This is a genomic window from Labrenzia sp. PO1 (assembly GCF_012273635.1).
Taxonomy (GTDB): domain Bacteria; phylum Pseudomonadota; class Alphaproteobacteria; order Rhizobiales; family Stappiaceae; genus Roseibium; species Roseibium algicola.
The window spans coordinates 795,118-819,241 of the sequence record NZ_JAAXCR010000002.1; the positions used below are offsets into that span (position 1 = coordinate 795,118).

Annotated in this window: 24 protein-coding genes and 1 tRNA gene; 9 read left to right on the forward strand and 16 right to left on the reverse strand. The window is 60.5% G+C overall.

The features are described 5' to 3' along the window. Window positions 1–23: 23 nt before the first annotated feature. From bhcC to bhcA, 3 genes are all read right to left on the reverse strand, one after another. Complete coding sequence (gene bhcC, locus HCG46_RS11545; protein ID WP_168686302.1) at window positions 24–1,187, reverse strand: 3-hydroxy-D-aspartate aldolase BhcC; 1,164 nt, start codon at window positions 1,185–1,187, stop codon at window positions 24–26. A gap of 99 nt (window positions 1,188–1,286) precedes the next feature. Further along, entirely contained in the window at window positions 1,287–2,279 is a 993-nt protein-coding gene (gene bhcB / locus HCG46_RS11550; RefSeq protein WP_168686304.1) for a beta-hydroxyaspartate dehydratase BhcB, read from the reverse strand. After that, on the reverse strand, window positions 2,276–3,466 hold the full coding sequence (gene bhcA, locus HCG46_RS11555; RefSeq protein WP_168686306.1) for an L-aspartate--glyoxylate aminotransferase BhcA: 1,191 nt from the start codon (window positions 3,464–3,466) through the stop codon (window positions 2,276–2,278). The genes bhcB and bhcA overlap by 4 nt, the downstream gene beginning before the upstream one ends. Window positions 3,467–3,636: 170 nt before the next feature. Between bhcA and bhcR the strand changes: the two genes are divergently transcribed. Beyond that, a complete protein-coding gene (gene bhcR / locus HCG46_RS11560; protein WP_055659362.1) occupies window positions 3,637–4,497 on the forward strand; it encodes an HTH-type transcriptional regulator BhcR in 861 nt (286 codons plus the stop codon). Between the two features lie 213 nt (window positions 4,498–4,710). Here the strand turns inward: bhcR and HCG46_RS11565 are convergent, their stop codons facing one another. Together HCG46_RS11565 and HCG46_RS11570 are read right to left on the reverse strand one after the other, a co-directional pair. Next, window positions 4,711–5,586 carry a bifunctional allantoicase/(S)-ureidoglycine aminohydrolase gene (locus tag HCG46_RS11565; RefSeq protein WP_168686676.1) on the reverse strand — a complete coding sequence of 292 codons (876 nt, stop codon included), beginning with the start codon at window positions 5,584–5,586 and terminating at the stop codon, window positions 4,711–4,713. Between the two features lie 164 nt (window positions 5,587–5,750). Continuing rightward, the gene (locus tag HCG46_RS11570; RefSeq protein ID WP_205838472.1) at window positions 5,751–7,466 is read right to left on the reverse strand and encodes a thiamine pyrophosphate-requiring protein; all 1,716 of its coding nucleotides are present in this window, start codon (window positions 7,464–7,466) and stop codon (window positions 5,751–5,753) included. A gap of 384 nt (window positions 7,467–7,850) precedes the next feature. On the opposite strand from HCG46_RS11570, the gene HCG46_RS11575 reads away from it, so the two are divergent. The 3 genes from HCG46_RS11575 to HCG46_RS11585 are packed head-to-tail and all read left to right on the forward strand — an operon-like array spanning window position 7,851 to window position 10,757. Beyond that, window positions 7,851–8,885 carry a TRAP transporter substrate-binding protein gene (locus HCG46_RS11575; RefSeq protein WP_168686308.1) on the forward strand — a complete coding sequence of 345 codons (1,035 nt, stop codon included), beginning with the start codon at window positions 7,851–7,853 and terminating at the stop codon, window positions 8,883–8,885. Continuing rightward, window positions 8,885–9,400, forward strand: a complete 516-nt coding sequence (locus tag HCG46_RS11580) for a TRAP transporter small permease subunit (protein WP_023002154.1) — start codon at window positions 8,885–8,887, stop codon at window positions 9,398–9,400. The genes HCG46_RS11575 and HCG46_RS11580 overlap by 1 nt, the downstream gene beginning before the upstream one ends. Before the next feature lies 1 nt (window position 9,401). After that, a complete protein-coding gene (locus tag HCG46_RS11585; protein WP_168686310.1) occupies window positions 9,402–10,757 on the forward strand; it encodes a TRAP transporter large permease in 1,356 nt (451 codons plus the stop codon). 73 nt (window positions 10,758–10,830) lie between these two features. Here the strand turns inward: HCG46_RS11585 and HCG46_RS11590 are convergent, their stop codons facing one another. Both HCG46_RS11590 and HCG46_RS11595 read right to left on the reverse strand, forming a co-directional pair. After that, complete coding sequence (locus tag HCG46_RS11590; protein WP_168686312.1) at window positions 10,831–12,495, reverse strand: thiamine pyrophosphate-binding protein; 1,665 nt, start codon at window positions 12,493–12,495, stop codon at window positions 10,831–10,833. Window positions 12,496–12,877: 382 nt separating this feature from the next. Further along, entirely contained in the window at window positions 12,878–13,258 is a 381-nt protein-coding gene (locus tag HCG46_RS11595; protein ID WP_055657628.1) for a hypothetical protein, read from the reverse strand. 128 nt (window positions 13,259–13,386) lie between these two features. On the opposite strand from HCG46_RS11595, the gene HCG46_RS11600 reads away from it, so the two are divergent. Next, a complete protein-coding gene (locus tag HCG46_RS11600) occupies window positions 13,387–14,937 on the forward strand; it encodes a bifunctional aminoglycoside phosphotransferase/ATP-binding protein (protein ID WP_168686314.1) in 1,551 nt (516 codons plus the stop codon). Between the two features lies 1 nt (window position 14,938). Here the strand turns inward: HCG46_RS11600 and HCG46_RS11605 are convergent, their stop codons facing one another. From HCG46_RS11605 to HCG46_RS11615, 3 genes are all read right to left on the reverse strand, one after another. Next, on the reverse strand, window positions 14,939–15,259 hold the full coding sequence (locus tag HCG46_RS11605) for an AzlD domain-containing protein (protein ID WP_023002159.1): 321 nt from the start codon (window positions 15,257–15,259) through the stop codon (window positions 14,939–14,941). Next, entirely contained in the window at window positions 15,252–15,953 is a 702-nt protein-coding gene (locus HCG46_RS11610; protein WP_023002160.1) for an AzlC family ABC transporter permease, read from the reverse strand. Before HCG46_RS11610 ends, HCG46_RS11605 begins: the two co-directional genes overlap by 8 nt. Before the next feature lie 132 nt (window positions 15,954–16,085). Continuing rightward, complete coding sequence (locus HCG46_RS11615; RefSeq protein WP_023002161.1) at window positions 16,086–16,913, reverse strand: sulfite exporter TauE/SafE family protein; 828 nt, start codon at window positions 16,911–16,913, stop codon at window positions 16,086–16,088. Between the two features lie 187 nt (window positions 16,914–17,100). Here HCG46_RS11615 and HCG46_RS11620 point away from each other — a divergent pair, with 187 nt between their 5' ends. The 3 genes from HCG46_RS11620 (at window position 17,101) to HCG46_RS11630 (ending at window position 18,919) form a co-directional block, all read left to right on the forward strand. Further along, entirely contained in the window at window positions 17,101–17,667 is a 567-nt protein-coding gene (locus HCG46_RS11620; RefSeq protein ID WP_062490375.1) for a DUF3291 domain-containing protein, read from the forward strand. A 127-nt stretch (window positions 17,668–17,794) separates the two neighbouring features. Further along, window positions 17,795–18,499 carry a pirin family protein gene (locus HCG46_RS11625; RefSeq protein ID WP_168686316.1) on the forward strand — a complete coding sequence of 235 codons (705 nt, stop codon included), beginning with the start codon at window positions 17,795–17,797 and terminating at the stop codon, window positions 18,497–18,499. A gap of 114 nt (window positions 18,500–18,613) precedes the next feature. Beyond that, window positions 18,614–18,919: a GNAT family N-acetyltransferase gene (locus HCG46_RS11630; RefSeq protein WP_023002164.1), complete on the forward strand. Its 306-nt coding sequence runs from the start codon at window positions 18,614–18,616 to the stop codon at window positions 18,917–18,919. Between the two features lie 16 nt (window positions 18,920–18,935). Here HCG46_RS11630 and HCG46_RS11635 read toward each other — a convergent pair whose 3' ends face one another. Continuing rightward, complete coding sequence (locus tag HCG46_RS11635) at window positions 18,936–19,424, reverse strand: hypothetical protein (protein ID WP_168686318.1); 489 nt, start codon at window positions 19,422–19,424, stop codon at window positions 18,936–18,938. Between the two features lie 248 nt (window positions 19,425–19,672). Here HCG46_RS11635 and HCG46_RS11640 point away from each other — a divergent pair, with 248 nt between their 5' ends. Continuing rightward, a complete protein-coding gene (locus HCG46_RS11640; protein ID WP_168686320.1) occupies window positions 19,673–19,867 on the forward strand; it encodes a hypothetical protein in 195 nt (64 codons plus the stop codon). A 77-nt stretch (window positions 19,868–19,944) separates the two neighbouring features. Here HCG46_RS11640 and HCG46_RS11645 read toward each other — a convergent pair whose 3' ends face one another. The 5 genes from HCG46_RS11645 to HCG46_RS11665 all read right to left on the reverse strand — a co-directional run bounded on the left by HCG46_RS11645 (window position 19,945) and on the right by HCG46_RS11665 (window position 23,956). After that, window positions 19,945–20,697 (reverse strand): 2OG-Fe(II) oxygenase, encoded by a 753-nt coding sequence (locus HCG46_RS11645; protein WP_168686321.1) that lies wholly within the window; start codon window positions 20,695–20,697, stop codon window positions 19,945–19,947. Further along, window positions 20,694–21,770, reverse strand: coding sequence for a bifunctional DNA-binding transcriptional regulator/O6-methylguanine-DNA methyltransferase Ada (gene ada / locus HCG46_RS11650; RefSeq protein WP_168686323.1), 1,077 nt, complete (start codon window positions 21,768–21,770; stop codon window positions 20,694–20,696). Before ada ends, HCG46_RS11645 begins: the two co-directional genes overlap by 4 nt. A gap of 254 nt (window positions 21,771–22,024) precedes the next feature. Then, the gene (locus HCG46_RS11655; protein WP_168686325.1) at window positions 22,025–22,783 is read right to left on the reverse strand and encodes an SDR family oxidoreductase; all 759 of its coding nucleotides are present in this window, start codon (window positions 22,781–22,783) and stop codon (window positions 22,025–22,027) included. 351 nt (window positions 22,784–23,134) lie between these two features. Continuing rightward, a tRNA-His gene (locus HCG46_RS11660) sits at window positions 23,135–23,211 on the reverse strand. A gap of 226 nt (window positions 23,212–23,437) precedes the next feature. Then, window positions 23,438–23,956 (reverse strand): phasin, encoded by a 519-nt coding sequence (locus tag HCG46_RS11665; protein WP_023002171.1) that lies wholly within the window; start codon window positions 23,954–23,956, stop codon window positions 23,438–23,440. Window positions 23,957–24,124: the final 168 nt, after the last annotated feature.

Here is a 24,124-nt window from a genome sequence, read left to right on the forward strand (position 1 = left end):
AGGGGAGGCCTTAAGTCGTAACTTCAGTAAGCCTTGCCGCGGGCCGAGACCGGCCAGACCGTCTCAACCTTGCCGCCCCGCACGCCGACATACCAGTCGTGGACGTTGGCGGTCGGGTCGCAGTGGCCGGGCACCAGCTTCAGCTTCTCGCCCACCTGCAGAACACCCTTCGGGTCGGCAATGACCCCGTGCTCGTCCGAGCACTTGATGTATTCGACATCGTTGCGGCCGTAGATGAACGGCAGACCGCTGTCGACGGACTGGGCTTTGAGGCCCGCATCACAGATCGCCTTGTCGGCTTTCGCGTGGCTCATCACCTGGGTCAGGATGAAGAAGGCGTTTTCCCATTCCCCCTGGTCGATGCGCTTGCCGTCCTTATCGAGAATGCGGCCGTAGTCTGCATCCATGAAGGCATAGGAACCGCATTGCAGCTCGTTGTAGACGCCCGAATTGGATTCAAAATAGTAGGAGCCCGTGCCGCCACCTGAAACGAGTTCCGGCTCCAGGCCTTCCTTCTTCAACGCCTCGACGGCGTCCTTGACCATCGCAATGGCAATGTCGAGCTTGTCCTTGCGGGCTTCATAGCTGTCGATGTGCTGCATGGCGCCCTGGTAGGCCTGGATGCCGCTGAACTTCAGGTTCCTTGCCGCGTCCACTGCCTTGGCGATTTCGACAACCGCCTCGCTCGTGGTCACGCCGCAACGACCGGCACCGCAATCGATCTCGATGAAGACTTCCAGCGTGGTGCCGTGCTTGGCAGCGGCTTCAGACAGATCGGCAACATTGGCAAGATCATCGACACAGACGATGGTGCGGCAGCCAAATTTGGGCAGCCGGGCCAGACGATCGATCTTGGCCTTGTCGCGAACCTGGTTCGACACCAGGATGTCCTTGATACCGCCACGGGCAAAGACCTCGGCTTCCGAAACCTTCTGGCAGCAGACCCCGACAGCACCGCCGAGCCGTTCCTGCAGCTTTGCGACATCCACCGACTTGTGCATCTTGCCGTGGACCCGGTGACGCATGCCGTGGGCCTTGGCATAGTCGCCCATCTTCTTGATGTTGCGTTCCAGCGCATCGAGATCGAGCACCAGACAAGGGGTCTGGATATCGGCCTCATCCATTCCGGGCACGGCGGGAATGTCATAGCCGACTTCGAGTTTTTCAAATCCGGTTTGTGCGTTCATTTTGTGCTTCTCCAAGTGGCTCAAACGGTCCGGATCAACCAGCTTTCGGATTTCATCCGATTGCTGAAAAGTTGATCGTTTTTAAAGCGATGGCGCATCTTAGCTGCGGTCCTCGGAATGCAGGGTGCTCCAGGGCAGCTTGCCGAGATCGACATTGCCGCCGGTGATGATGACGCCGACACGCTTTCCGGCGAAGACGTCCCTGTTCTTCAGGATGGTTGCCAGCGGCACTGCACTGGATGGCTCCATCACGATCTTCATCCGCGCCCAGATCAGGCGCATGGCGTCGATGATTTCCTGTTCCGACGCGGTCAGGATGTCGGTGACGTGGTTGGAGACGAAGTGCCAGGTCAGCTCCTTTAGCGGCACTTTCAAACCGTCGGCGACCGTGTTCGGTGCATCGTCGGCAATGATGTGGCCGGCCTTGAAGCTGCGGGCCGCATCATCCGCCTGCTCCGGTTCGGCGGCATAGATCTTCACGTCAGGTGCCAGGTTCGACAGGGTCAGACAGGTACCGGAGACCATGCCACCGCCGCCGATCGGGGCGACAACCGCATCGAGGCCGTCTGTCTGCTCCAGCAATTCCTTGGAACAGGTGCCCTGCCCCGCAATGACACGCGGGTCATTGTAGGGGTGAACGAATTCCGCACCCGTGCGGGCTTCGACCTCGGCAAAGACCGCTTCGCGGCTGGAGGTGGAGGGTTCGCACTCGGTGATGATGCCGCCGTACCCACGAACGGCATCCTTCTTGGCCTGCGGCGCCGTTCTCGGCATGACCACGTGGCACGGAATGCCCCGCCGGCCTGCCGCATAGGACAGGCTGAGCGCGTGGTTGCCGGAGGAATGGGTGGCAACACCGGCCTTGGCGGTTTCCTCGTCCAGACCGAACACGGCGTTGGATGCACCGCGCACCTTGAAGGCACCTGCCTTCTGGAAGTTCTCGCATTTGAAGAACAGTTCCGCACCGGTCAGCTCGTTCAGGAACGAGGAGGTCAGAACCGGCGTGCGGTGGATATGCGGCTTGATGCGCTCATGCGCGACGAGCATGTCCTCGAGCGTCGGGATGTACTGGGTCAGGGCGTCGGTTTTCATGCGGCTTCCTTCGAGGCAATGGCGCTGTCGCTGCGATAGACTTCCTGGGCGGCCGCAACACCGGAGCCCAGTTGGATGTCGAGGCCGAGATCGGCCATGACCATTTCGGCAGTCGCCAGCCCCGACAGCATCATGACGTCGGTCAGGCTGCCCAGGTGGCCGATACGGAACACCTTGCCTGCGACCTCTCCGAGGCCGACACCGAAGGCGACGCCGTATTTCGCGGCGGCGTGGGTTACGATGCCGGTGGCGTTGAAGCCCTCGGGCGTACGGATCGCGCTGACCGAATCCGAATAGACGTCCGGTGTCTGCGCGCAAAGCTCCAGGCCCCAGGCCCGGACCGCGGCGCGCACGCCTTCTGCAATGCGGTGGTGCCGGGCAAAGACATTGTCGAGACCCTCTGCCAGCAGCATGTCGCAGCTCTGCTTCAACCCGTTCATCAGGCCGACGGCCGGCGTGTAGGGATAGGCGTTGTTGGCGTAGGCTTTCATCATGTCGCGAACATCGAAGAAGGTGCGCGGCAACCGGGCGCTTTCAACGGCGGCCTGTGCCTTTGGCGACAGGGCGATGATGGCGAGCCCCGGTGGCAACATGAAGCCTTTCTGGGAGCCCGTGACCGCGGCATCGACACCCCATTCGTCCATGCGGAAATCCATCGAGGCAATCGAGCTGACGCCATCGACAAAGAGCAGCGCCGGATGCTTCGCGGCATTCAGCGCGCGGCGCACCGCGGCAATGTCGGATTTGACGCCGGTCGCGGTTTCGTTGTGGGTTGCCAGCACCGCCTTGATCTCGTGGTTTGTGTCCGCAGCGAGTATTTCCTCATAGCGGTCTGCCGGCAGCCCCGTGCCCCAGGCTGCCTCGACAACATCAACCTTCAGGCCGTGGCGCTGGCACATGTCGATCCAGCGATGGCTGAACATGCCGTTGCGGGCAGCCAGGATCTTGTCGCCGGGGCTCAAGCAGTTGGTGATCGCGGTTTCCCAGCCGCCGGTTCCGGTCGACGGAAACAGGAATACCTCGGCGGTTTCCGTCTTCAGCACCTTTTTGACGCCTGCAAGCGCGGGCTGCAGGATCTCACCGAACAGCGGCGAGCGATGGTCCAGGGTCGGCATGTCGCACGCTCTGCGGAGCGCTTCCGGCATGTTGGTGGGGCCGGGAATGAAAACAGGATTTTGGAAGCTCATGGCCGTTTCCTCTTATGAATTTTGAGAAACGGTACCGTGCAGGGGCGGAGCTCCGCAATTTTTTTAAAATATTTTTTCAAAAATAGATTTTGTATAAATTGCCAATCTTGTCAGTATGTTATATTTTTCATATGGTGAATTGATTTTTCAAATTTCGAAAAAATGAGCTGATGACAGATCTCAAATCCGATAGTTCCGCCACCAGACGCGCCCGTGGGCGACCACGTGCCTGGGACGACAAGACCGAACAGAACACCATCAAGTCGCTCGACCGGGCGATGGCGGTGTTCGAGCATCTAAGCACCCAGTCCGGCGTCTCTCTTTCAGCCCTGTCGGATCAGCTTGGAGAATCCACGGCAACGCTCTATCGCATCCTGTTCACGCTGGAGACACGTGGCCTGGTGGAATTCGACCAGGCGCAGCAGCTCTGGCACATAGGTCCGGGCGCCTTCATCATCGGCGCTCGATTTTTAAGGCGTACCAGTCTGGTGGAACGGGCGCGTCCTGTCCTGCGCTCCCTGATGGAGCAGACAGGGGAAACGGCCAATCTTGGTGTGGCACAGGCGGACCAGGTGCTGTTTGTCAGCCAGGTCGAAACCCACGAAAGCATTCGCGCCTTTTTCCCGCCCGGCACCTTGTCACCGCTGCATGCCTCCGGCATCGGCAAGGCGCTCCTGGCTTTCATGGACGAGGACCAATGCAAGCGTATCCTGAAGCAGACCGACCGGGAACGCTTCACCGAGCACACATTGTGTGACGCGGCCCTGCTGGCCACGGACCTGGAAGCGATCCGTGCACGCGGGTTCTCGATCGACGGGGAAGAAAAGAACCTCGGAATGCGCTGCATTGCGGCACCCGTGTTCAATCACTATGGCGAAGCTGTCGCCGGGCTGTCCGTCTCGGGCCCGACCAGCCGGGTCAGCCCGGACAGCATCGCGCCCTTCGCAGAAGCGGTGAAGGCGGCGGCCGCTGCATTGACCGCCGCCCTCGGCGGCGAAATCGCTCCGCCGCAAACGAAGACCGTGGGATGAGGGCGCTTGCTTCACTCCCGACCTGATCCAGAGGAGTTCGTTACACCCACACCCTGAAGCGGCCAATCCCACCCTCTCCCTCATCCTGAGGAGGACCGTCAGGTCCGTCTCGAAGGATAGGCCGCTTGTTCCGGAGTGTGCCGCCCATCCTTCTAGACGCCGCTGAAGCGGCTCCTCAGGATGAGGGGGGCAAGGAGGAAGGGGCTTTTCTCTTTACTCCGCGGCGCTGCGGAAGCTCTGCCGGGCACCGGCCTCGAAACGGCCTGCCGCCTGTAGCTTCATGTGGCGGTTGACGTCCTTGTAAAGGAGGTAGCGGAACGGGCCCGGGCCACCGGCATAGCAGGCCTGCGGGCAGAAGGCGCGTAGCCACATGTAGTCGCCGGCTTCCACCTCGACCCAGTCCTGGTTGAGGCGATAGACCGCCTTGCCTTCCAGGACATAAAGCCCGTGCTCCATCACATGGGTTTCCGCAAACGGGATGACGGCACCCGGCTGGAAGGTGACGATGTTGACGTGCATGTCGTGGCGCACGTCTTCCGGATCGACGAAGCGGGTCGTCGCCCATTTACCGTCTGTGCCGGGCATTGCCCGCGGTTCGATGTCGTTTTCGTGGGTGACGAAAAGTGCCGGTCGCTCCAGGCCCTCAACAGGCTCGAACGCCTTGCGAACCCAGTGGAACCGCACCGGTTCACTGCCTGTGTTCTTCAGGCTCCAGTCGGTTTGCGGCGGCAGGAAGGCGTAGCTTCCGGGCCTCAGGTCGTATCGCTGTCCTTCAGCTGTCAGAACAGCTTCGCCTTCGACAACGAACAGCACGCCTTCGGCGGAAGGGTCTGTCTCCGGCCGGTCAGAGCCGCCACCCGGCGACACCTCAACGATGTATTGCGAGAAGGTTTCGGCAAAACCTGACAATGGGCGCGACAGCACCCACAGGCGGGTCTTGTCCCAGAACGGCAGATAGCTGGTGACGATGTCACGCATGGTGCCTTTCGGGATGACCGCATAGGCATCGGTAAAGACAGCCCGGTCTGTCAGGAGTGTTTCCTGACCGGGATGACCACCGGTCGGCGCGTAATAGGATCTTGGGGGCATGGACTGGGACACGGCCAACCTTCTTCTTCAACAAAACCAGTTGCCGGGAACTATGACCTGCCTTTCGAGGCCGGACCACGGGGCATGTCCGAAGAGCTCCTTTCGGAAAAACAAGATAATCGTCCCTTGATTTTCTTATTCTTCCGATCAATTGAACCCGCGCCTCAAGCCCGCGCGATGGCGATGTTGAGCAGAACTTGCCGCTTTTCCTCCGTCGCCACCTTGATGGCACGTTCCAGCGCTGCCGGCAGCGCGTCGCCTTCCGTCACCGTTTCGGTGTAGGCGCGGCTGGCCTCCGCGGTTCTGGTGAAATCCGGGCTTGGCCGAAGGGACGTCAGCGGCACATCGTTGGCCTTGCTGGCAAGACCATCCTTGTAAGTGCCCACCACCGAGTGTCGCACCGCGCCCCACTCCTCGTTGTTCAGCACAAGCGTGATCACCGGCAACTCCTGCGCCTCGGCAACCATGTGGCAGGCCGTCGGGTTGGCGAACATGTAGCTGCCGTCGCCGATGGTTGCGAAGACCAGCCGGTCGCGGTCGGCAAGCTGTGCGCCAAGCGCCGCTGCGAGACCCCATCCTAGCCCCCCGGAATGCGGTTCCTGGAAGTAGCTGTTCGGCTGCTCCAGGTCGAGCGGCTCGAGCGGACAACCAAGCTCGTGGAAGATGGTGGCCTTCCGCCCCTTGATGGCGCGGCCAAGGCAAAGACTGACCCAGTCCTTGCTCATCGGGCCGGCATTGCCGCGCTTGGCCCGGGCGACAACCTCCGCACGATTGGCGGACGACAGTTCGGCAATACGATGTCTGCGGGCGTTCAAAACGGCTTCGTCACGCGGACGGCTCTGCATTTCGGCAATCAGGGCCAGCAGCGTTTGCGCGGTTTCTCCTGCCAGGGTCACATCCGCCTGGAAGTTCCGGATCGGCGTGCGGGTGAACAGGGGATCCGGCCCCAGCTGGATCACGGTGACATCATCGCGAAGGGCGACCTTGTCCGGCCACCAGGGTGCCAGAGAGTTCATCACCAGCACCACGTCCGCCTCGGCAAGCAGGGCTTCCGGCGACGCACCGACCTGCATCGGATGCGACAGGGGCACGGAAAGCTGGTTTGCCCAATAATGCGACAGCGGCAGGGCCCAGTCCGTCAGGAACCGTCCGAGGGCCGCAAAGGCCTCTTCCGATCCGGCTCCTCGCTGACTGATGATCAGCGGGCTTTTGGCCTGCGCCAGCAGGTCTGCTGCCCGTTTCAGGGACGAGGGATCCGACGCTGCGATGACCGGTGCCTGTTTCGACGGGGTATCAAGGCCGTCCGGCGGAGTTTGCTCGCACAGAACTTCACGCGGCAGGCTGAGATAGACGGGGCCCTTGGGCGTGGAATTGGCAATCGCCCAGCCCCGGTCGAAGAGATCCGCGATCTGCTCGGGAAAACGCAACTCGTAGTCCCACTTGGTGACTTCGCGGATCAGCGCGGTCTGGTCGAACATTTCCTGTCCCCAGCCGATCGGCACCGTGCGCGCGCCAAAGCGGCCGGCTTCCATCACCGGCGTGCGACCGGACATCATCAGTACGGGGATCTGATCGCACCAGGCGTTGATGGCGCCGGTAATGCCGTTGGAGAGCCCCACGTTGGTGTGCAGCATGACGGACTGGATCCTGCCGGAGATCTGGTAAAAGCCGTGCGCCATACCCACGGCAACATGTTCGTGCGGCACCGTGATCGGCACCGGAAGGTCGAGCCCGTTCTGCGTTGCCTCGATCAGTCCCTCGATGATCGGTGGAAAATCTGTGCCGGAATTTGCGAAGACATAGTCGACACCGAGCGCCTTCAACTTGCCGAACACCGCTCCACCCGCGGTAATCGTGGTGCTGTCCATCCTGTCGGCCATGCCGTCCTCCCATGTTCCTTTTGGATGCAGAATGCAGAAATTGCGAGGCAATTCAGGCTCTTGCGGGAGAGGAGCCCCTCCGCGAACCGCCGCCTTCGCATCTGCTTTGACGCGCACCCTAGACGATAAAAAACGGCAATGGGAACAAGGAATTTTCTTTCCAAAATTGGAAAGTATAATGGCTATTATCTCATTTTACATTACCAAACTAATTAGTGAAGATGATCGCGGAGCTACGTTCCCTGCTGGCTGCAAATCTGCAAGAGGTGCGCCCGAAAGGTCTTCCGACTTCGTTGAAGGGCGTTCCACGATCGCACACATTGAAGGTTGGCCAGCAAGTTACAGACCGGGAGTCGACAAGAGCTTCCGATGGGAGGAGACAACATGAGCATTCTCAAGAACGCGTTTCTGGCCGCTGCCATGATCGCCGCCGGCGCATCGTCCGCAGCCGCGGCCGATTACGAATTCAAGCTGCACCACTTCCTGGGTGAGAAAGCCCCTGCGCACACGCAGATGCTGGTGCCGTGGGCCAAGCAGGTGGAAGAAAATTCCGGTGGCAAGGTCCATATCGAAATTTATCCGGCCATGACGCTTGGCGGCCGTCCGCCCGAACTGATCAACCAGGTGCGTGACGGCGTGGTCGATCTGGTCTGGACCGTGAACGGCTATACGCCTGGCCTCTTCCCGCGCACCGAGGTGTTCGAACTTCCGGGCATTCACACCAACGATCCGGCGGCCACAAACCAGGCGCTGATGGATCTGTACGAAACGGACCTGAAGGACGAGTACAAGGGCGTTGAAGTAATGTTCCTGCATGTGCACGCCGGCCAGGCCATTCACATGCGCGACACGGAAGTTCACTCCCCGGCAGATCTCGCCGGCAAGAAGATCCGCATCCCGACCCGAACAGGTGCCTGGGTGATCGAGGCGCTCGGCGCTTCGCCGGTCGCCATGCCGGTTCCGGAACTGCCGCCTGCGCTGCAGAAGGGTGTTATCGACGGCGCGTTCATTCCGTGGGAAATTATTCCGCCGCTGAAGATCCAGGAGCAGACCGAATACCAGATCGAAGGCGTCGACAAGGAGCGTTTTGGCACCACCACCTTCCAGGTTTCCATGAACCAGGAACGCTGGAATGGTCTGCCGGAAGACATTCAAAAGGCCTTTCGTGATGCTTCCGGTCCCGAGTGGATCGTGAAGGTTGGCGAAATCTGGGCTGCATCGGATGATTTCGGGATCGGTTTGGCCACCAAGGCGGGCAACACGCACATCACCTTGACCGAGGAAGAGACCGAAGCTTTCCGTCAGGCGCTGGCCCCCGTTGCCGACCGCTGGGTCGAGGAGGTCTCCGCAAAGGGTATCGACGGTGCCGCGCTGGTTGAAAAGGCCCGCGCAGCGGTGGCCAGCCACTCGGCCGACTGATGTCGAACACTCTCAAAGCCAGCAGCTCCGGGTTCACCGGGGCTGCCAGCCGCCTGATAACGCTCTGGGCCCTGCTTGGCGGCGGCGTGCTGTTGCTGGTCGTCGCTGTCAACATGCTGTCGATCATCGGCTCTGTTTTCGGCACACCGTTTCCGGGCGATTTCGAGCTGACCGAAATGGGCGTCGCCATCGCGGTCTTCGCGTTCCTGCCCTATTGCCAGCTTGTCGGTGCAAACGTCTCGGCAGACATCTTCACCGCCGGCGCGTCCAGACGGGTGATTGCCTTCTTCACCCTGCTCGGGTCACTGGTTGCCCTTGTGTTCGCGCTGCTGCTGATCTGGCGCATGTATTACGGCATGCTGGACCAGAAGGACTACGACTACACCACCACCATCCTGCAGATCCCGCACTGGATGGCCTTCGTGCCGATCCTGATATCGCTTGCGCTGCTGGCACTGGCCGCGCTGGTCACGCTGCTGCAGGACATGACCGCGCTGTCGAGAGGACACCACTAGAATGACGGACGCACTTGTCCTCGGGCTTGGCGCTCTCGTGGTGCTGATCGCCCTGATCGCGATCCGCATGCCCATTGCCTATGCGATGATCCTTGTCGGCGGTGTCGGCACCATGATGCTGAACGGCCCCGCCCTCGTCCTCAGCCAGCTGAAGACCCTCGCCTACGGCCAGTTCTCCATCTACGACCTTTCCGTCGTGCCGATGTTTGTCCTGATGGGGGCGATCGCCTCGAAGACCGGCCTGAGCCAGGCTTTGTTCCGGGGGGCGAATGCATGGCTCGGCTGGCTGCGCGGCGGCACGGCCATGGCGGCCATCGCCGGCTGCGCCGGGTTCGGTGCGGTCTGCGGCTCGTCGCTTGCAACCGCCTCCACCATGGGCAAGGTCGCCCTGCCGGAACTCAAGCGCTACAATTATTCCGGTGCGCTGTCGACGGGAACGCTCGCCGCGGGCGGCGTGCTCGGCATCCTGATCCCGCCCTCGGTCGTCCTGATCATCTATGCCATCATCGTGGAAGCAAACATCGTCACCATGTTCATGGCGGCGTTCCTGCCAGGCCTGCTGGCAGTGGTTCTCTTCCTTCTGACCATCGCCCTCTATGTCACCATCAAGCCGGAAGCCGGGCCCAAGGGAGGTGTTGCCGACCGCAAGGAATTCCTGGAGGCGACTGCCGGCATGATCCCGGTGCTGATCATCTTCGGGCTGGTCATCGGCGGCATCTACTTCGGGTTCTTCAACCCGACACCGGCAGCTGCCGTCGGCGTTTTTCTGGTCCTGCTGTTCGGGCTGCTACAGCGCAAGCTGTCCGGCCACGACTTCATTCAGGCGCTCAAGGAAACCGCGTCCACTTCAGGCATGATCTATCTGATCATCCTTGGGGCGGAACTCCTCAAGATCTTCATGTCTCGCGTTGGCCTGCCTCAGGAAACCGCTTCCTGGATCGCCAATTCCGGGCTCGAACCGATGACGGTTCTGATCCTGCTGCTGATCGCGCTCATCCTGCTCGGCTGCCTGATGGACAGCCTGTCGATGATCCTTCTGGTGATCCCGTTCTTCTGGCCGGTTCTGGTCGAGATCAACGGCGGCATCTACCAGGGAGCGGAAGGGGCAGGCTTCGGCATGAGCACGGAGGACCTGAAGATCTGGTTCGGCGTACTCGCCCTGATCGTGGTCGAACTCGGCCTGATCACGCCACCGGTCGGCATGAATGTCTTCGTCATCTCCTCGCTCGATCGGGAAACGCCGATGATCGAGACTTTCAAGGGCGTTGCGCCGTTCTTCTGTGCCGAGATCCTGCGCGTAATCCTGCTGGTCTGTTTTCCGATCATCACCCTGTGGCTGCCGCAGGTGCTGAGGTAGGCATCGAAAGCCCCTATAAATGAAAAAGCACGCCCGGGTAACGGGCGTGCTTTTTTCGTTCAAGGCTGGGCTTTTACTTTCCCTGTGCCGCCGCGCGGATCTGGCTGAGGCTGGCGGCCGGGGTGATGGCTTCCGGGTCCAGCTTCAGATGCAGGATTGCGGGTGTGCCGGCGGCACGGGCACGTTCGTACGCAGGACCGAAAGCGTCTGTCGTCTCGACCGTCTCACCGAAGGCACCATAGCTGCGGGCAAGCGCTGCGAAATCCGGATTGACCAGCTTGGTTGCCGACGGGCGGCCGGGATAGGTGCGTTCCTGATGCATGCGGATGGTGCCATACATGCCGTTGTCGATCACAAGCACGATGATGTTGGCGCCGTCCTGACAGGCGGTGCCAAACTCCTGCATGGTCATCTGCAGGCAGCCATCGCCTGCAAAACAGACGACTTCGCGCTCCGGAAAGGCAAGCTTGGCGGAAACGGCAGCCGGCAGGCCATACCCCATGGAGCCGCTCGTCGGCGCTGCCTGGGTGGCGTAGCGACGGAACCGGTGGAAGCGGTGCAGCCAGGTGGCGTAGTTGCCGGCACCATTGGTGCAGACCGCATCTTCCGGCAGGTTGGCTTCCAGCCATTCCATGACGCCGGCCATCTGGAGGTTACCGGGTACCTGTGGCCGGGCACCGGACCAGTCCAGATAGTCCTGATGGGCCTTGGCCGCTTCGCCTGCGCCTTTCAGTTCGGACGGCGGCTGAAGGCCTTCGGCCGCCTTGCAGAAGGCAGTCGGGCTGGCATGAATTGCCTGCGCCGGCCGGTAGACCCGGCCGATTTCCTCGGCGTCCGGATGGACATGAACCAGTTGCTGCGAGGGCGAGGGAATCTCGAGCAGCGAATAGGACTGGCTCGGCATTTCCGACAAGCGGCCACCGACAAGCAGGATCAGATCGGAGGACTTCACCCGTGCCAGCAGCTTCGGATTGATGCCGATGCCCACATCGCCGGCATAGTTCGGATGCAGATTATCGAACAGCATCTGGCGGCGGAACGAGCAGGCAACCGGCAGGTCGAAACGCTCGGCAAAGCGGGTAAAGCCGGCGACGGCCTCTTCCGACCAGCGGCTGCCGCCCAGAATAACGATCGGCCGCTCGGCCGCCCAAAGGCGCTTCTGCAGGTCCGCCATCTGGGTGAGGCCAGGATGCGTTTCGACCTGGGTCCACGCAGTCGGCTGCGGGGCATCCGCCTTTTCGACCAGCATGTCTTCCGGAAGCGCCAGAACCACCGGTCCTGGACGGCCGGACGTGGCAACATGGTAGGCGCGCGAAATGAACTCCGGTACGCGATCCGCGTGATCGATCTCCGCAACCCATTTGGCGATGCCACCGAACATTTGGCGGTAGTCGATTTCCTGGAACGCTTCACGCTCGCGCATGCCACGCTCGATCTGTCCGATGAACAGGATCATCGGCGTGGAATCCTGTGCCGCCACGTGGACACCGGCAGAAGCGTTGGTGGCCCCGGGACCGCGGGTCACCATGCAGATGCCCGGCTTGCCGGTGAGCTTGCCCCAGGCATCGGCCATCATTGCAGCCCCGCCTTCCTGGCGGCAGACCGTGACCGGGATCGACGCATCGTAAAGCGCATCGAGCACGGCAAGGTAACTTTCGCCGGGCACACAGAAAACGCGCTCTGCCCCGTGGCGCTCCAGCGCCTCCACCAACAATTCACCGCCGGTCTTCTGGTCCATGTTCCGGGTCCTTACGAGAAAGATGATCTGTTCATTCTATAGCGTATGAAAATCCCGCCTGTTAGAGGCGAAAATCAGATTAATTGGCAATAGGGTCATTCCGATTTAGAATAATATATCTCCGATAACGGACTTGTAGCCCATCCTTCGAGAAGCGCCCAAGCGCGCTCCTCAGGATGAGGTTGAATGTGTTGTAAGGCCGCCTGATTGTGCCACACACAGTCCTTATCCTGAGGAAGCGCGAAGCGCTGTCTCGAAGGATGGGCCTCATGTCATGGTAGGCCTTGCTGGTAAGCATCGGCGCTGCAAACAAAAAAGGGGCACCGGTTTCCCGGCACCCCTGCCCCCATTCGTTGTTATGTCTTGTTATGGGAAGCTGATCTCAGATCGACTGAACCGTCACCACCTGGAAGGTGTGCATCTCGCCATCCTCGTCCTTGATGGAGACGTATTCACCCGGGTTGAAGGCATGAGCGCCGAAACGGTAGCCCGCCTCGTCGTCGTCCTCGCCGTCGATATCGTAATGGAAAGCCCAGGAGCCACCCGGACGGTGGATGAGGTGGCCGACTTCCTCTTCCTCAGCGCCCCAGAATCGCCGCACACGGCAATGGTCGCGCTGCTTCTTCCAAAGACCGGCGTCGATATGGCCGGTTTCGTCAAGCGGAGCGGTGAATTCATAACCGTGGTTCGCCGAACCTTGCGGGAAATCCTTGGTTCTGGCCAGGTTCAACCTGATCTTCTTCAAAGCCGGATAGTCGCTCATGGGGCCCTCCTTTACTGACAATCCGGTTTATTTGTGCCACATCCGGGGCACCTCACATTGAGAAGGATCAAACCGGGTCGTTTGCATGTGAGGCATGTATTGCCACGTGTCAGCAAAAGGGACGGAAGATGGATCAGGCCGAAACCCAGAACCAGGCGCTCGAGTTCCTCGGCAGCCTTCCGTCCGACGATCCGGCGCGGCCCGAGGTGAAGCGGATCGACACCCATGCCAATATCGTCTTTCTGGTGGGCAGCAAGGCCTACAAGGTCAAACGGTCGGTCAAGTTTCCCTTTCTCGACTATTCGACGTTGCCCTTGCGCGAAGAAGCCTGCAAGGCGGAAATAACCTACAACCAGCCGAACGCACCTCAGATCTACCGGCAGGCCTTGCCTGTGACGCGGGAGGCAGATGGCACGCTGGATCTTGGCGGCACTGGAGAGCCCATCGAATGGGCAGTTGAAATGAACCGGTTCGAGCGACAGCACGAACTGGACTCCGTCGCTGGAACCAGCCCGCTTCCGGACACCCTGACGGACAGTCTGGCGGACATGATGGTGACTGCTCATGACGCCGCGCCACTACGGCAGGGCAACGGCTTCTACGCGGAGCTTGCAAGCTATGTGGAGCAGAACGACGCCGCCTTTCGCGAGCACCCCGATCTGTTCGAAGCCGAGGCGGTCCGGCATCTGACCGAGACTTCCCGCACTGTCTTGTCGGCTCTGCACGAGCTGATCCTGCGCCGGGGCGAACAGGGCCTTGTCCGTCGTTGCCACGGCGACGCCCACCTTCGCAACATCGTCATGGTTGATGACACCCCGGTCCTGTTCGATGCGGTTGAATTTTCAGATGCGATTGCTACCGGCGACGTTCTTTACGATCTCGCCTTCCTGCTGATGGACCTGTGGGACCGGGGTCAACAGCGTGCGGCCAACCGGGTGTTCAACCGCTACATGGACAAGAGCCGCCTGGACACGCATTCGGAGGGCCTGGCAGCCCTGCCCTTCTACCTGATGATGCGCGCGGCGATCCGCTCCAAGATCGCGGCCAGCTCCGCTCTCAACCAATCGGACCCGAACCAGAAACAACGTGAGCGCGACCAGGCCCAGGCCTATTTCCGCCACGCAGTGGACTTTCTGGATCCCTCACGCCCGCAACTGGTTGCCATCGGCGGACTTTCCGGCACCGGCAAGACCACGCTTGCCTACGAAATTGCCCCCGGCATCGGCCGGGCACCCGGCGCGCGCGTGCTGCGCACGGACGTGATGCGAAAGCGCCTGCTGGGCATTGAAGAAACGGAAAAGGCGCCGGCGGAAGCCTATACGCTGGAGGCGTCCCAGAAGGTCTACCACGCGCTGGACGACACCATTCAGACCGTCCTCGCAGCGGGTCACTCGGCAATCTTCGATGCCGTTTTTGCCGCCGAGAGCGAACGGGACCGTATCGAGGCCATCGCCAACAATGTTGAATGCGGTTTCTGCGGCCTATGGCTGACTGCGCCGGCAAACATCCTGAAAGCCCGGGTCTCCGCGCGCGGGGACGATGCCTCGGACGCAAACGCTGACGTTGTCGATACCCAGCTTGGCTACGACCTCGGCCAGATGAACTGGGTGGAAATCGACGCGGGCAGCAATGTCGACGAAACCGCCGGACAGGTTCGGAAAATCCTGAACCGCCAGTAGCCTACAGTCCGGCAGCCCTGAGGGCTGCCGCGGCTCCGGCTGCACAGAAGACGGCGACATATTCCTTGCGCAGGGTCACCTGCGCCGCTGCAGCAACGACAAGGCACAGCGCCACGGCCAGCCCGCCCTTCAACACGATAGGCAGAATGGTGGAAACGATGATCGCACCCGGCAAGGCCTCCAGACCGCGGCGCACCCGCGGCGTGATGGGCAGCCGACCCATGACCCAGTATCCACCCGCCCTCAGGGCATAGGTGACCGCCGTCATGCCAAGCACGGCCAGGACAAAGATCGGGTCGGCGGTGAATGCTCCCTCAGTCATCGAGATAGGCCCCCGCGAATGCTCCGGCGATGGCACCGGTGAAAATGCTCCAGTAGCCACCGACCAGATACCAGGTCAGCGCGGCGATACCGCCGGCGAACAGCCAGCTGACTGTCTGGCGCTTGCCCTTCCAGAGCGGCACGAGCAGTGCAGCGAAGAAAGCCGGCAGAACCACATCGAGGCCATAGACCTTTGGGTCCGACACCAGACTGCCTGCGAAATAGCCCGGAACGACGGAAAGCGACCAGACCGACCAGGTGAAAAGACCGCTGCCGAGATAGATCCCCCAGTCGCGCGTGCCCTTGTCGTATTCCGACAAGGCCAGCAACCAGTTGAGGTCCGTCAGCAGAAACAGGGAAGGATAGGTCTGCCAGGCCGGCACTTGGCCAAGCCAGGGCCGCAGGCTCGCGCCGATCAGCAGCATGCGCATGTTGACGGCAGCGGTAACCCCGATCATCGCCACGACGAGAGCATAATTGAGCGGATCGCTGTAGACTTCCATCGCGACAAACTGGCTGGCGCCGGCGAAGACCAGCGAGTTGATCATGATCGTTTCGAGGAAGGTCAGCCCCTTTTGCGCGGCGACCGTTCCGAAGACCAGTCCAAGCGCGATGATGCCCGGGGAAACCGGAATGCACATCGTGGCGCCCCGCACGCAGCCTTGCAGGCTGAGGGTCACATTTTTGTTCAACATGTCTGTCCAAGAGTGTCAGGCGGCGGGCAGCCCCCGCAAAGAAAGGTCAGTATTGCTGATAAATCGCCTCAGAACCAATGAAACCTTTTGATTTACCCATCAGCGATCCTGTAGCCGGGACCTGGCCACGGGTCAGAACACGACGCCGTAGATCATGCGCAGGCCGGTAAAACCGAGGAACAGCGCGAACACGAGCTTGAGCTTCGACGGATCGATCGCATGGGCGATCTTCGCGCCCCAGGGTGCAGCAAGGGTGCTGGCCGGAATGATCAGGAAGAAGCCGATCAGGTTGACATATCCGAGCGAGAACGGCGGGCGCCCCTCCTCGCCCCAGCCGAAGAAGATCGACAGCAGGGTGCCCGGAACGGCAATGATGAGGCCGATGGCCGCCGCGGTGCCAACCGCCTTGCGGATCGGATAATTGAAAAGGGTCAATGTCGGAACGCCGAGCGTTCCACCGCCAATGCCCATCATCACCGAGATCCCGCCAATCAGGAAACCCAGCGTTTCCTTGATCGGAGATCCGGGAAGCTTGTCGGCCAGATGGGAGCCATCCTTGCGGAACATCATGTTGGCCGACACGGCCAGAGCGACAATCCCGAAGACCAGCGTCAGTGCGCCACCCGAAATGTTCCCCGCGAGCGTTCCCCCGGCGATGACGCCAAGAGCGATCGCCCACCACCAGCGTTTCAGGAGATCCATGTCGACGCTGCCACGATTGTAGTGGGCGCGCGCCGACGACGTGCCGGTCGCCAGAATGGTTGCGAGCGACGTTCCCACGGCCACATGCATCAGAACCGACGGGTCGATCTTCAGGGCGGTGAACATGTAATAGAGCACCGGCACGATGACGATGCCGCCACCGACGCCGAGCAGGCCTGCAATGATCCCGGCCACAAGCCCGGTTGCCAGCAGCGCAACAGCCAGAAGGCCAAGGGAGAAAAGGCTGAGATCTTCCACGCGATTATCCTCGTTGCCGGTGCCGGGCTCATGCCGGCCACCAAAGTCTTCTTCCAGCGCTTAGACCAGCTGCGCGAATTTTTCCAGCCGCATGCGTGGACTATCTGTTTTGCGACGCTTGCAACCTCTTGCGACACGGGTGAATTGCAGCCAGTCTCTGCCGGGTGTCATTCAGCGGCGAGGAAGCATGAACGGTCACTGGCTTGCGCTCTATACATTCGGCCAATTCCGTACGCGGGCGGACCACCCGGTTGTGGAACCCTTTCACCAGGCCGAGCCGCTTGTGTGGGCTGCGATGGAACGTGCCGAGGGTTTCGTCGCCCGCTCCGGCTACGAAGACGAACCGGGACCGGACAGCTGGGGCGAGCAGGTTTTTCCCAGGTACTGGCAGGACAATGGCGACGGCTGGGCACCCTCCACCATCTCGCTTTGGCAAGACCTGGAATCAGCGCTTGCCGCCGTCTACCGAGGGCCGCACGCCGAGATCCTGAAAAAGGGTCCGGACTTCATGCGGGAAGACCACGCCTACCCCGCCTATGCCCTGTGGTGGGTGCCGGAAGGCCACCAACCGGACTGGGTGGAGGCGATCGACCGTTTCGAACGCCTGGGCGACGCGGGCCCCACGCCCGCGGCCTTCACATTCAAGTCCGCTTTCGATCCTTCCGGAAAGCCCACAACAGTGAACGGCGGCGTATCGAAACAGATCGCGGAACGAAACCGGACCCGGACCGAAGCTCCCAAGGCCGTTCAATAGGGATTGTTCAAAAATCGATGACTAATTGTCCAGATTTGGCAGAATTGTAAAACAATCCCCCAATGGCAATCTTAGGCCCAACAGCGCACGGACATTCCCGTGCCAGAGATTGGGAAAGGATTGAACCATGAACAAGATACTCCGTCCTTCGGATGCTCGCGGCGATGCCGATTTCGGCTGGTTGAAGAGCAAGCACACGTTCTCCTTCGGGTCCTATTTTGACCCGAACCACATCGGTTTCGGTGCCCTGCGGGTGATTAACGAGGACCGTGTCGCCCCCAGCGCCGGCTTCCCGACCCACCCGCACCAGAACATGGAGATCATCTCCTATGTCGTTTCCGGTGGTCTGGAACACAAGGATTCGCTCGGTACGGGCTCAGTCATCCGGCCGGGAGAACTGCAGCGCATGAGCGCCGGCACCGGTGTTCGCCACAGTGAGTACAATCACTCGGACACGGATCCGGTCCACTTCCTGCAGATCTGGATCGTTCCGGAAGCTGACGGGATCTTGCCAAGCTACGAGCAGAAGGCCTTTCCGGAAGACGGCCGCCGCGATGCGCTGCGCCTGATCGGATCACGCGACGGGCGGGACGGATCCGTTACCATTCATCAGGATGTCGATCTCTACGCGTCGCTTCTGTCCGCGGATCGCGGCCTGGCCTTCGACATCCGTCCCGGCCGGAAGGTCTGGCTGCAACTGGTGAAAGGCAAGATCAGCGTCAATGACCAGCCGCTTTCCGCAGGCGACGGTCTCGGCCTGCTTCAGACAGGCGCAATCTCGCTGACAGCCAGTGAGAATGCCGAATTCCTGCTGTTCGACTTGGCAGCCTGATCCGAATTGGGGCGGGATTGTTCCCGCCCCATCCCATGTACTTCCCTGGAAACGAACAGCCAGATTGAACACAGGATCAGAGCAATTGCTTTCATCCACTTCAGGAGACCGACAATGGTAGAGACAACTTCCCCCGACATCACCCTGGAACAGGATGGCAGCAAAGGCCGCTATGTGGCGAAGGTAGGCGGGATCACCGAGCCGGCCGAACTGACCTTCTCCATTGTCAACGAACACCTGATCATTGCCGATCACACCGGTGTGCCGGACAGCATGCGTGGCATGGGGGTTGGCAAGGCACTGGTGGAAAGGCTTGTTGATGACGCCCGTCGCAAGCAGGTGAAGATCGTGCCGCTGTGTCCTTATGTGAATGCGCAGCGGCGCAAGCACCCCGAATGGGCGGATGTGTTTCAGGCCTAGGCGAAAAGAAACATGCTCAGCTCGAAGGCTCGCTGTCCTCTACCGCCGTCTCGCACCCCCGCAAGGTGTAGAGCGCACTGGTCAGCATGTCGCCGGCCTGTTCGAAAGCGGTGTCGGTGATTTCCGGACCGGCAGCGCTCAGACCAACGGCCGCCAGCCTGATGTCGGCAAGGTTCCGATTGAGTTCCTTCAGTTGCTGCGCCACTTCCCAATGATCCCTGAGGTCGGGATCAGAGAGTTGCGCAGCAAGCGTGGAGATCTTGCCGTCGAGCGCTTCGATCCGGGCCTTGAATTCACCCGGAGAGACCTGCAACCGGGCGAGCGCGGCTTCTGTCACATTGCCGGCGATACGTTCGCCCGCTGTATCGACCCTGTTCAACACAAGGAGCGACAGCACGCAGGCTGCAATGACGAGTAGCGCCGTCGCATTCACGAGCGCCAGCAGCAGCTGACCGGGCAAACGGACCAGACGGCGGCCAAGGCCGGGGGCATCATGATAGGACATTGCATGCTCCTTAGAGATCAGGTGCTCTCATTCAGACAGAGTCCCGCATGACACACAACGGCCCCCCGGCCCGTGAACCGTCAGAAAGACCTGATTTCTTGGGAGAACCGACCGACCATCCGTTCACCGTATCAGCGCCCTGGAATCTTCTGCCTGTAGCCCAGCCTACACTTTATCCGGGAAACGACACTTACCTTTAACGGAAAAAGGGTTACTCCGTTCCCATTCAAAACACCGATAGGGCACGGATGAACTACAGCCGCCTGATCACAGCAATATTGTTCCTCTGGATGACGTCCGCCCTCTTCAAGTACGGCAACCAGAACTACGAGGCGCTCAAGGCGGACTTTGGCCTGCTGGCTCCATTGATGTGTTTCATCGCCGGCGTCCTTCTCGGCTGCAGCGCCATTGTCCTGCTCATCAAGTCTTTCAGGAAGACATGATCGCGCTTCGGCAGCTATCAACCTGCTGCCGGGTACCATCAAACTTCAAGACGGCTCGCCAAGCACGGAGCAGGTGTCTATTTCGCGTCGTGAAAGATGATCCCTGCGGTGTGTCTCGTGCCGGAGCGCACGCGGCTCACGCCGTGGCGCAGGTTCACGCGGTAATTACCTCTCGTTCCCTGGACAGGCCGGTTGTGAACGGCAAAGGCCACGGCATCCCCCTGGCGCAGGCTGACAACCTCAACGCGGCTCTGCATGCGCGGGCGTTGTTCGGTCATGCAGAACTCGCCACCCGAGAAATCCTTGCCCGGTTCCGATAGCAGAATCGCGACCTGAATCGGAAACACCAGATCGCCGTAAAGATCCTGGTGAAGGCAGTTGAAGTCGCCGGCGCCATACTGCAGCAACAAAGGGGTCGGCCGGAGCTGGCCCGCCTTGTGGCATTGCTCCAGATACGCGTCATGGGTGACCGGAAATCGTTGATCGAAGCCCATGGCCTCGTTCCACGTGTTGGCAAGACCGGCGAAGCGGGGATAAAGGGCGGTCCGCAATCCACCCAGAATATCCGGCAGCGGATATTTGAAATAACGGTATTCCCCCTTGCCGAAGCCGTGCCGCGCCATGACGACATGGCTTCGGAAATGCTCTTCCTCGGCATAAAGCGACGAAAGGGCACGACATTCCCCGGGCGACAAGAGCTGAGGCAGCGTGGCACAGCCGAAACCGTTCAGCTCTTGGTGGATAGCAGCCCAATCATGACCGGCAACCCGAGCCTCTAAAGAGGTCGCCAAGGCATCCGGACGATCCTCGTTGGCGGTAATCTTTCTCATGCCCGTTTCTCCCTCTCGATGAGATCGCGCTTGCGCTCCACACCCCATGCGTAGCCGGAAAGTGCACCGCTGGTTCGAACCACGCGGTGGCAGGGGATTGCCACTGCGAGCTTGTTGGCAGCACAAGCCCGGGCAACAGCCCGTGATGCCTTGGGTGCCTTGATACGCCGGGCAATCTCGGCATAGGAGACCGTTTCTCCGGCAGGGATTTCCTGAAGAGCTTGCCATACCCGTTGTTGAAAGACGGTTCCGCGGACATCCAAAGGCAGGTCCAGACCGATCTTTGGACATTCGACGAAGCCCACCACCCGGGCCACCAGACCTTCATAGTCGCGATCCGCCCCGAGCAGTGTTGCCTTGGGAAACCGGTCCTGCAGATCCCGGACCAAATCCCCTGGGTCACTTCCGAGAAGAATCGACACAACGCCTTTCTTGCTGGACGCGACCAGAATGGCACCAAGCGTCGTCTGGCCAACCGCGAACCTGATCTCCTCGTCGGCTCCGCCGGCACGGTATTGCGTGGGTGTCATACCCAGCATCCCGGTGGATTTTTCATAGAACCGTCCGCTGGAATTGAAGCCTGCGTCATAGATTGCCTCGGTCACCGTTATGCCGGAACCAAGTCCATCACGGACCCTGTTGGCCCGATGCGCTGACGCATAGTCTTTTGGCGTGAGCCCGGTCGCCGCCTTGAACACCCGGTGAAAGTAGCTGGGGCTACGACCGACAGAGCGAGCAAGATCATCCAGTGACGGCTCTTCTTCGCTGCCTTCAATGATGCGGCAGGCCTTTGCGACAATTGCTGCATTCTCGGCACCGGCAGGCAAGCCTTCCGGCTTGCAGCGCTTGCACGCCCTGAAGCCGGTCGCCCGGGCGCTTTCGAGCGTGGTGTGAAGCTGTACGTTTTTCGGATTGGCCAGGCGCGAAGGGCACGACGGGCGACAATAGACCCCGGTTGTCGACACCGAATACCAGAACTGGCCGTCTGCGGTCTTGTCACGGGCTGCTATGCGCGCCCATCGAGGGTCCTCTGCCAGGGGCAGCTTGGTCTGATTGTCGTTCAAGGCTTCCATTGGTGCGTCTTCCCGAAATTGTTGTCGTCAACTTCGCCAATCCTGTCACCGGCTTCACGACCGTGCACTCCGGTCCTTACCTTCAAATCAGGATCTTCAGCGACCCGTTTTCCGAGCTGCTGGCATATTTGAATTTCAAGGCAAGGGACGGAGCGGGGGCTCCGTTCAACTCTGTTGAAAAGGCGCTGTTGTCTGAAACAGGCGGTTCGGGCTTTGCCACAAGGCGGCTGCCCGCCTTGTGGCAAAGCGTCCGGTCAGGTCAGCCGAATGGACATGCCGCCATCGACAATCGTCGGGCTGCCCGTCATGAAACTTGCGCGGTCGGACAGCAGGAAAAGCGCAGCCTGTGCGATCTCCCTTGCGTCCGCCATGCGTTTCATGGGGTGCAAACCTGCAATGAACGCCAAGACGTCCGGATTTCCTTCGCCGCCGGCCGGTGTAATTGTGCCACCCGGCATCAAGGCATGAGCCCGAATACCCTCCGCGGCGTGGTCGGAGGCAAGTGATTGCACCAAGCCGTTGAGACCGGCCTTGGAAGCCGCATAAGCGCCCATGCCAGGCATGCCCGCGTTGCTGAAACCAACAAATGACGATGTGAAGACGATCGAGCCACCGCCGGTTTTCTTCATGACCGGTATCTGCGCTTTTGCAGCCAGAAACGCCGCCGTCAGGTTGACAGTCAGGACCTCGTTCCAGTTGCCGATACCCATGTCCGGGACCGGCTCCATGGCCCCGACAATGCCTGCATTGTTGAAGGCACCGTCCAGTTGCCCGAACTCCTTCAGGGCGAGGTCGACCAGTGCCGCGGCATAACCATCGTCCTTGACGTCGCCCTCCAGGAAAACGGCCGTGCCGCCGGCTTCACGGATCTTGGACGCCACAGCCTCAAGTTCCGCGGAACGCCTGGCACCGAGGATGACATTCGCTCCTTCGGCCGCAAAAAGGGTCGCTGCGGCAGCCCCGATCCCGCTGCTTGCCCCGGTAATGATGATCGACTTGTTTTCGAGTTCCATGACGTTTTCTCCTGTCTGTCATTGGACCCGGCATAAGCCAGGGTCCGAGCGACAGGTGTCATGATCGGGCCGAGCCGAACTATCCGTTTCTTGTTGTCAAATCCGAGAACCCGTCGCTGAAGGTCAGGGACAGCCTGTGTGCGCCGTTGGAGATCGGCTTGCAGACAACAGGGATTGCCGCCCCGGTTACAGTCTTCCTGCCGGCGATTCTGAATTTGATGGTGAAGGATTATGTCTCAACAGCTTCGGACAATCCGGCTGCGACATACCCGATACAGAAAATCATGTCGCCGGCCGCAAGAGAGCCCTGCGCGGGACCAAATTCTGTTTCAAAACGAATGAAGAGGGAAATGGTACAGACGAGTGGATTCGAACCACCGACCTTCGGAGCCACAATCCGACGCTCTAACCAACTGAGCTACGTCTGCTTAAAGGCGTGAGGTGACGCGGACCATACTGACCCGTGCCGCCATTTGCAAGGGCGTCTTCTAAACTCGTTTTTTCCAACCCGCAAGCGGGAATTTGCGGAAATTTTCGAGCTGTTGAAAAGCAAATGCCCGGAGCGTTGCCCCGGGCATAACAACCGTTTGCCGATGTCATCGGCATGGCCCTGCCGAACCGCAATCAGGTGACTGCGAACGGCAGGATGCCGGATTAGTTGACCTTGATGTCCTTGAAGGACTTCTCGAACGCTTCCTTGACCGGTGCGGAAACGTCGGTACCGAGCTTGGTAGCCAGTTCGTGCATTTCCTTGGACTGGGCGCTCAGAGCGTCAAACTGCTGGCGAGCAAACGTGGACTGCAGCTCGATAGCTTCAGCCAGGCTCTTCGCAGACATGATGTCCTTCACGAAAGTGAAAGTTGCGTCGGCGTTGGCTTTGGCAGCATCAACGGCCTTGTGGTTGAATTCGACAACGCCCTGGCGGGAAGTCTCGAAAGTGTCTTCCATCAGGTCGGTTGCGTCTTCAGCAGCGTTTTTCACTTTTGCATAGGCTTCGCGAGCGTTCTCGATGCCTTTTTCGGTTGCTTCACGGAACATGGCCGGAACTTCCATTTTCGGCATAGCAAAAGCCTCGAAGTCAGGGAAAGCTACACCAGCAGCAGCGGTTTTGGCTTTGGTGGTGCGAGCTTTCGGCGCCGGCTTTGCCGGAGCAGTGGTTGTGGTGTCAGTCATGATCTCATCTCCTTGAGTCCGGATGCGATCATTGGTGCAAGTTCATTCCGCCGATACGTGTGCCGGCGGACCCTGTCGTCATCCGCAAACACTACATAGTGCATGCCGTGCTGCATTGCAACATTTTTTTGCACTGCACAACAAACTTGCCGTCGGGGATTTCTGGTG

Bases quoted from the DNA above. Each gene is read 5' to 3' on its own strand.
- bhcC (WP_168686302.1), bottom strand. From the start codon at position 1,187: ATGAACGCACAAACCGGATTTGAAAAACTCGAAGTCGGCTATGACATT.
- bhcB (WP_168686304.1), bottom strand. From the start codon at position 2,279: ATGAAAACCGACGCCCTGACCCAGTACATCCCGACGCTCGAGGACATG.
- bhcA (WP_168686306.1), bottom strand. From the start codon at position 3,466: ATGAGCTTCCAAAATCCTGTTTTCATTCCCGGCCCCACCAACATGCCG.
- bhcR (WP_055659362.1), top strand. From the start codon at position 3,637: ATGACAGATCTCAAATCCGATAGTTCCGCCACCAGACGCGCCCGTGGG.
- HCG46_RS11565 (WP_168686676.1), bottom strand. From the start codon at position 5,586: ATGCCCCCAAGATCCTATTACGCGCCGACCGGTGGTCATCCCGGTCAG.
- HCG46_RS11570 (WP_205838472.1), bottom strand. From the start codon at position 7,466: ATGGCCGACAGGATGGACAGCACCACGATTACCGCGGGTGGAGCGGTG.
- HCG46_RS11575 (WP_168686308.1), top strand. From the start codon at position 7,851: ATGAGCATTCTCAAGAACGCGTTTCTGGCCGCTGCCATGATCGCCGCC.
- HCG46_RS11580 (WP_023002154.1), top strand. From the start codon at position 8,885: ATGTCGAACACTCTCAAAGCCAGCAGCTCCGGGTTCACCGGGGCTGCC.
- HCG46_RS11585 (WP_168686310.1), top strand. From the start codon at position 9,402: ATGACGGACGCACTTGTCCTCGGGCTTGGCGCTCTCGTGGTGCTGATC.
- HCG46_RS11590 (WP_168686312.1), bottom strand. From the start codon at position 12,495: ATGGACCAGAAGACCGGCGGTGAATTGTTGGTGGAGGCGCTGGAGCGC.
- HCG46_RS11595 (WP_055657628.1), bottom strand. From the start codon at position 13,258: ATGAGCGACTATCCGGCTTTGAAGAAGATCAGGTTGAACCTGGCCAGA.
- HCG46_RS11600 (WP_168686314.1), top strand. From the start codon at position 13,387: ATGGATCAGGCCGAAACCCAGAACCAGGCGCTCGAGTTCCTCGGCAGC.
- HCG46_RS11605 (WP_023002159.1), bottom strand. From the start codon at position 15,259: ATGACTGAGGGAGCATTCACCGCCGACCCGATCTTTGTCCTGGCCGTG.
- HCG46_RS11610 (WP_023002160.1), bottom strand. From the start codon at position 15,953: ATGTTGAACAAAAATGTGACCCTCAGCCTGCAAGGCTGCGTGCGGGGC.
- HCG46_RS11620 (WP_062490375.1), top strand. From the start codon at position 17,101: ATGAACGGTCACTGGCTTGCGCTCTATACATTCGGCCAATTCCGTACG.
- HCG46_RS11625 (WP_168686316.1), top strand. From the start codon at position 17,795: ATGAACAAGATACTCCGTCCTTCGGATGCTCGCGGCGATGCCGATTTC.
- HCG46_RS11630 (WP_023002164.1), top strand. From the start codon at position 18,614: ATGGTAGAGACAACTTCCCCCGACATCACCCTGGAACAGGATGGCAGC.
- HCG46_RS11635 (WP_168686318.1), bottom strand. From the start codon at position 19,424: ATGTCCTATCATGATGCCCCCGGCCTTGGCCGCCGTCTGGTCCGTTTG.
- HCG46_RS11640 (WP_168686320.1), top strand. From the start codon at position 19,673: ATGAACTACAGCCGCCTGATCACAGCAATATTGTTCCTCTGGATGACG.
- HCG46_RS11645 (WP_168686321.1), bottom strand. From the start codon at position 20,697: ATGAGAAAGATTACCGCCAACGAGGATCGTCCGGATGCCTTGGCGACC.
- ada (WP_168686323.1), bottom strand. From the start codon at position 21,770: ATGGAAGCCTTGAACGACAATCAGACCAAGCTGCCCCTGGCAGAGGAC.
- HCG46_RS11655 (WP_168686325.1), bottom strand. From the start codon at position 22,783: ATGGAACTCGAAAACAAGTCGATCATCATTACCGGGGCAAGCAGCGGG.
- HCG46_RS11665 (WP_023002171.1), bottom strand. From the start codon at position 23,956: ATGACTGACACCACAACCACTGCTCCGGCAAAGCCGGCGCCGAAAGCT.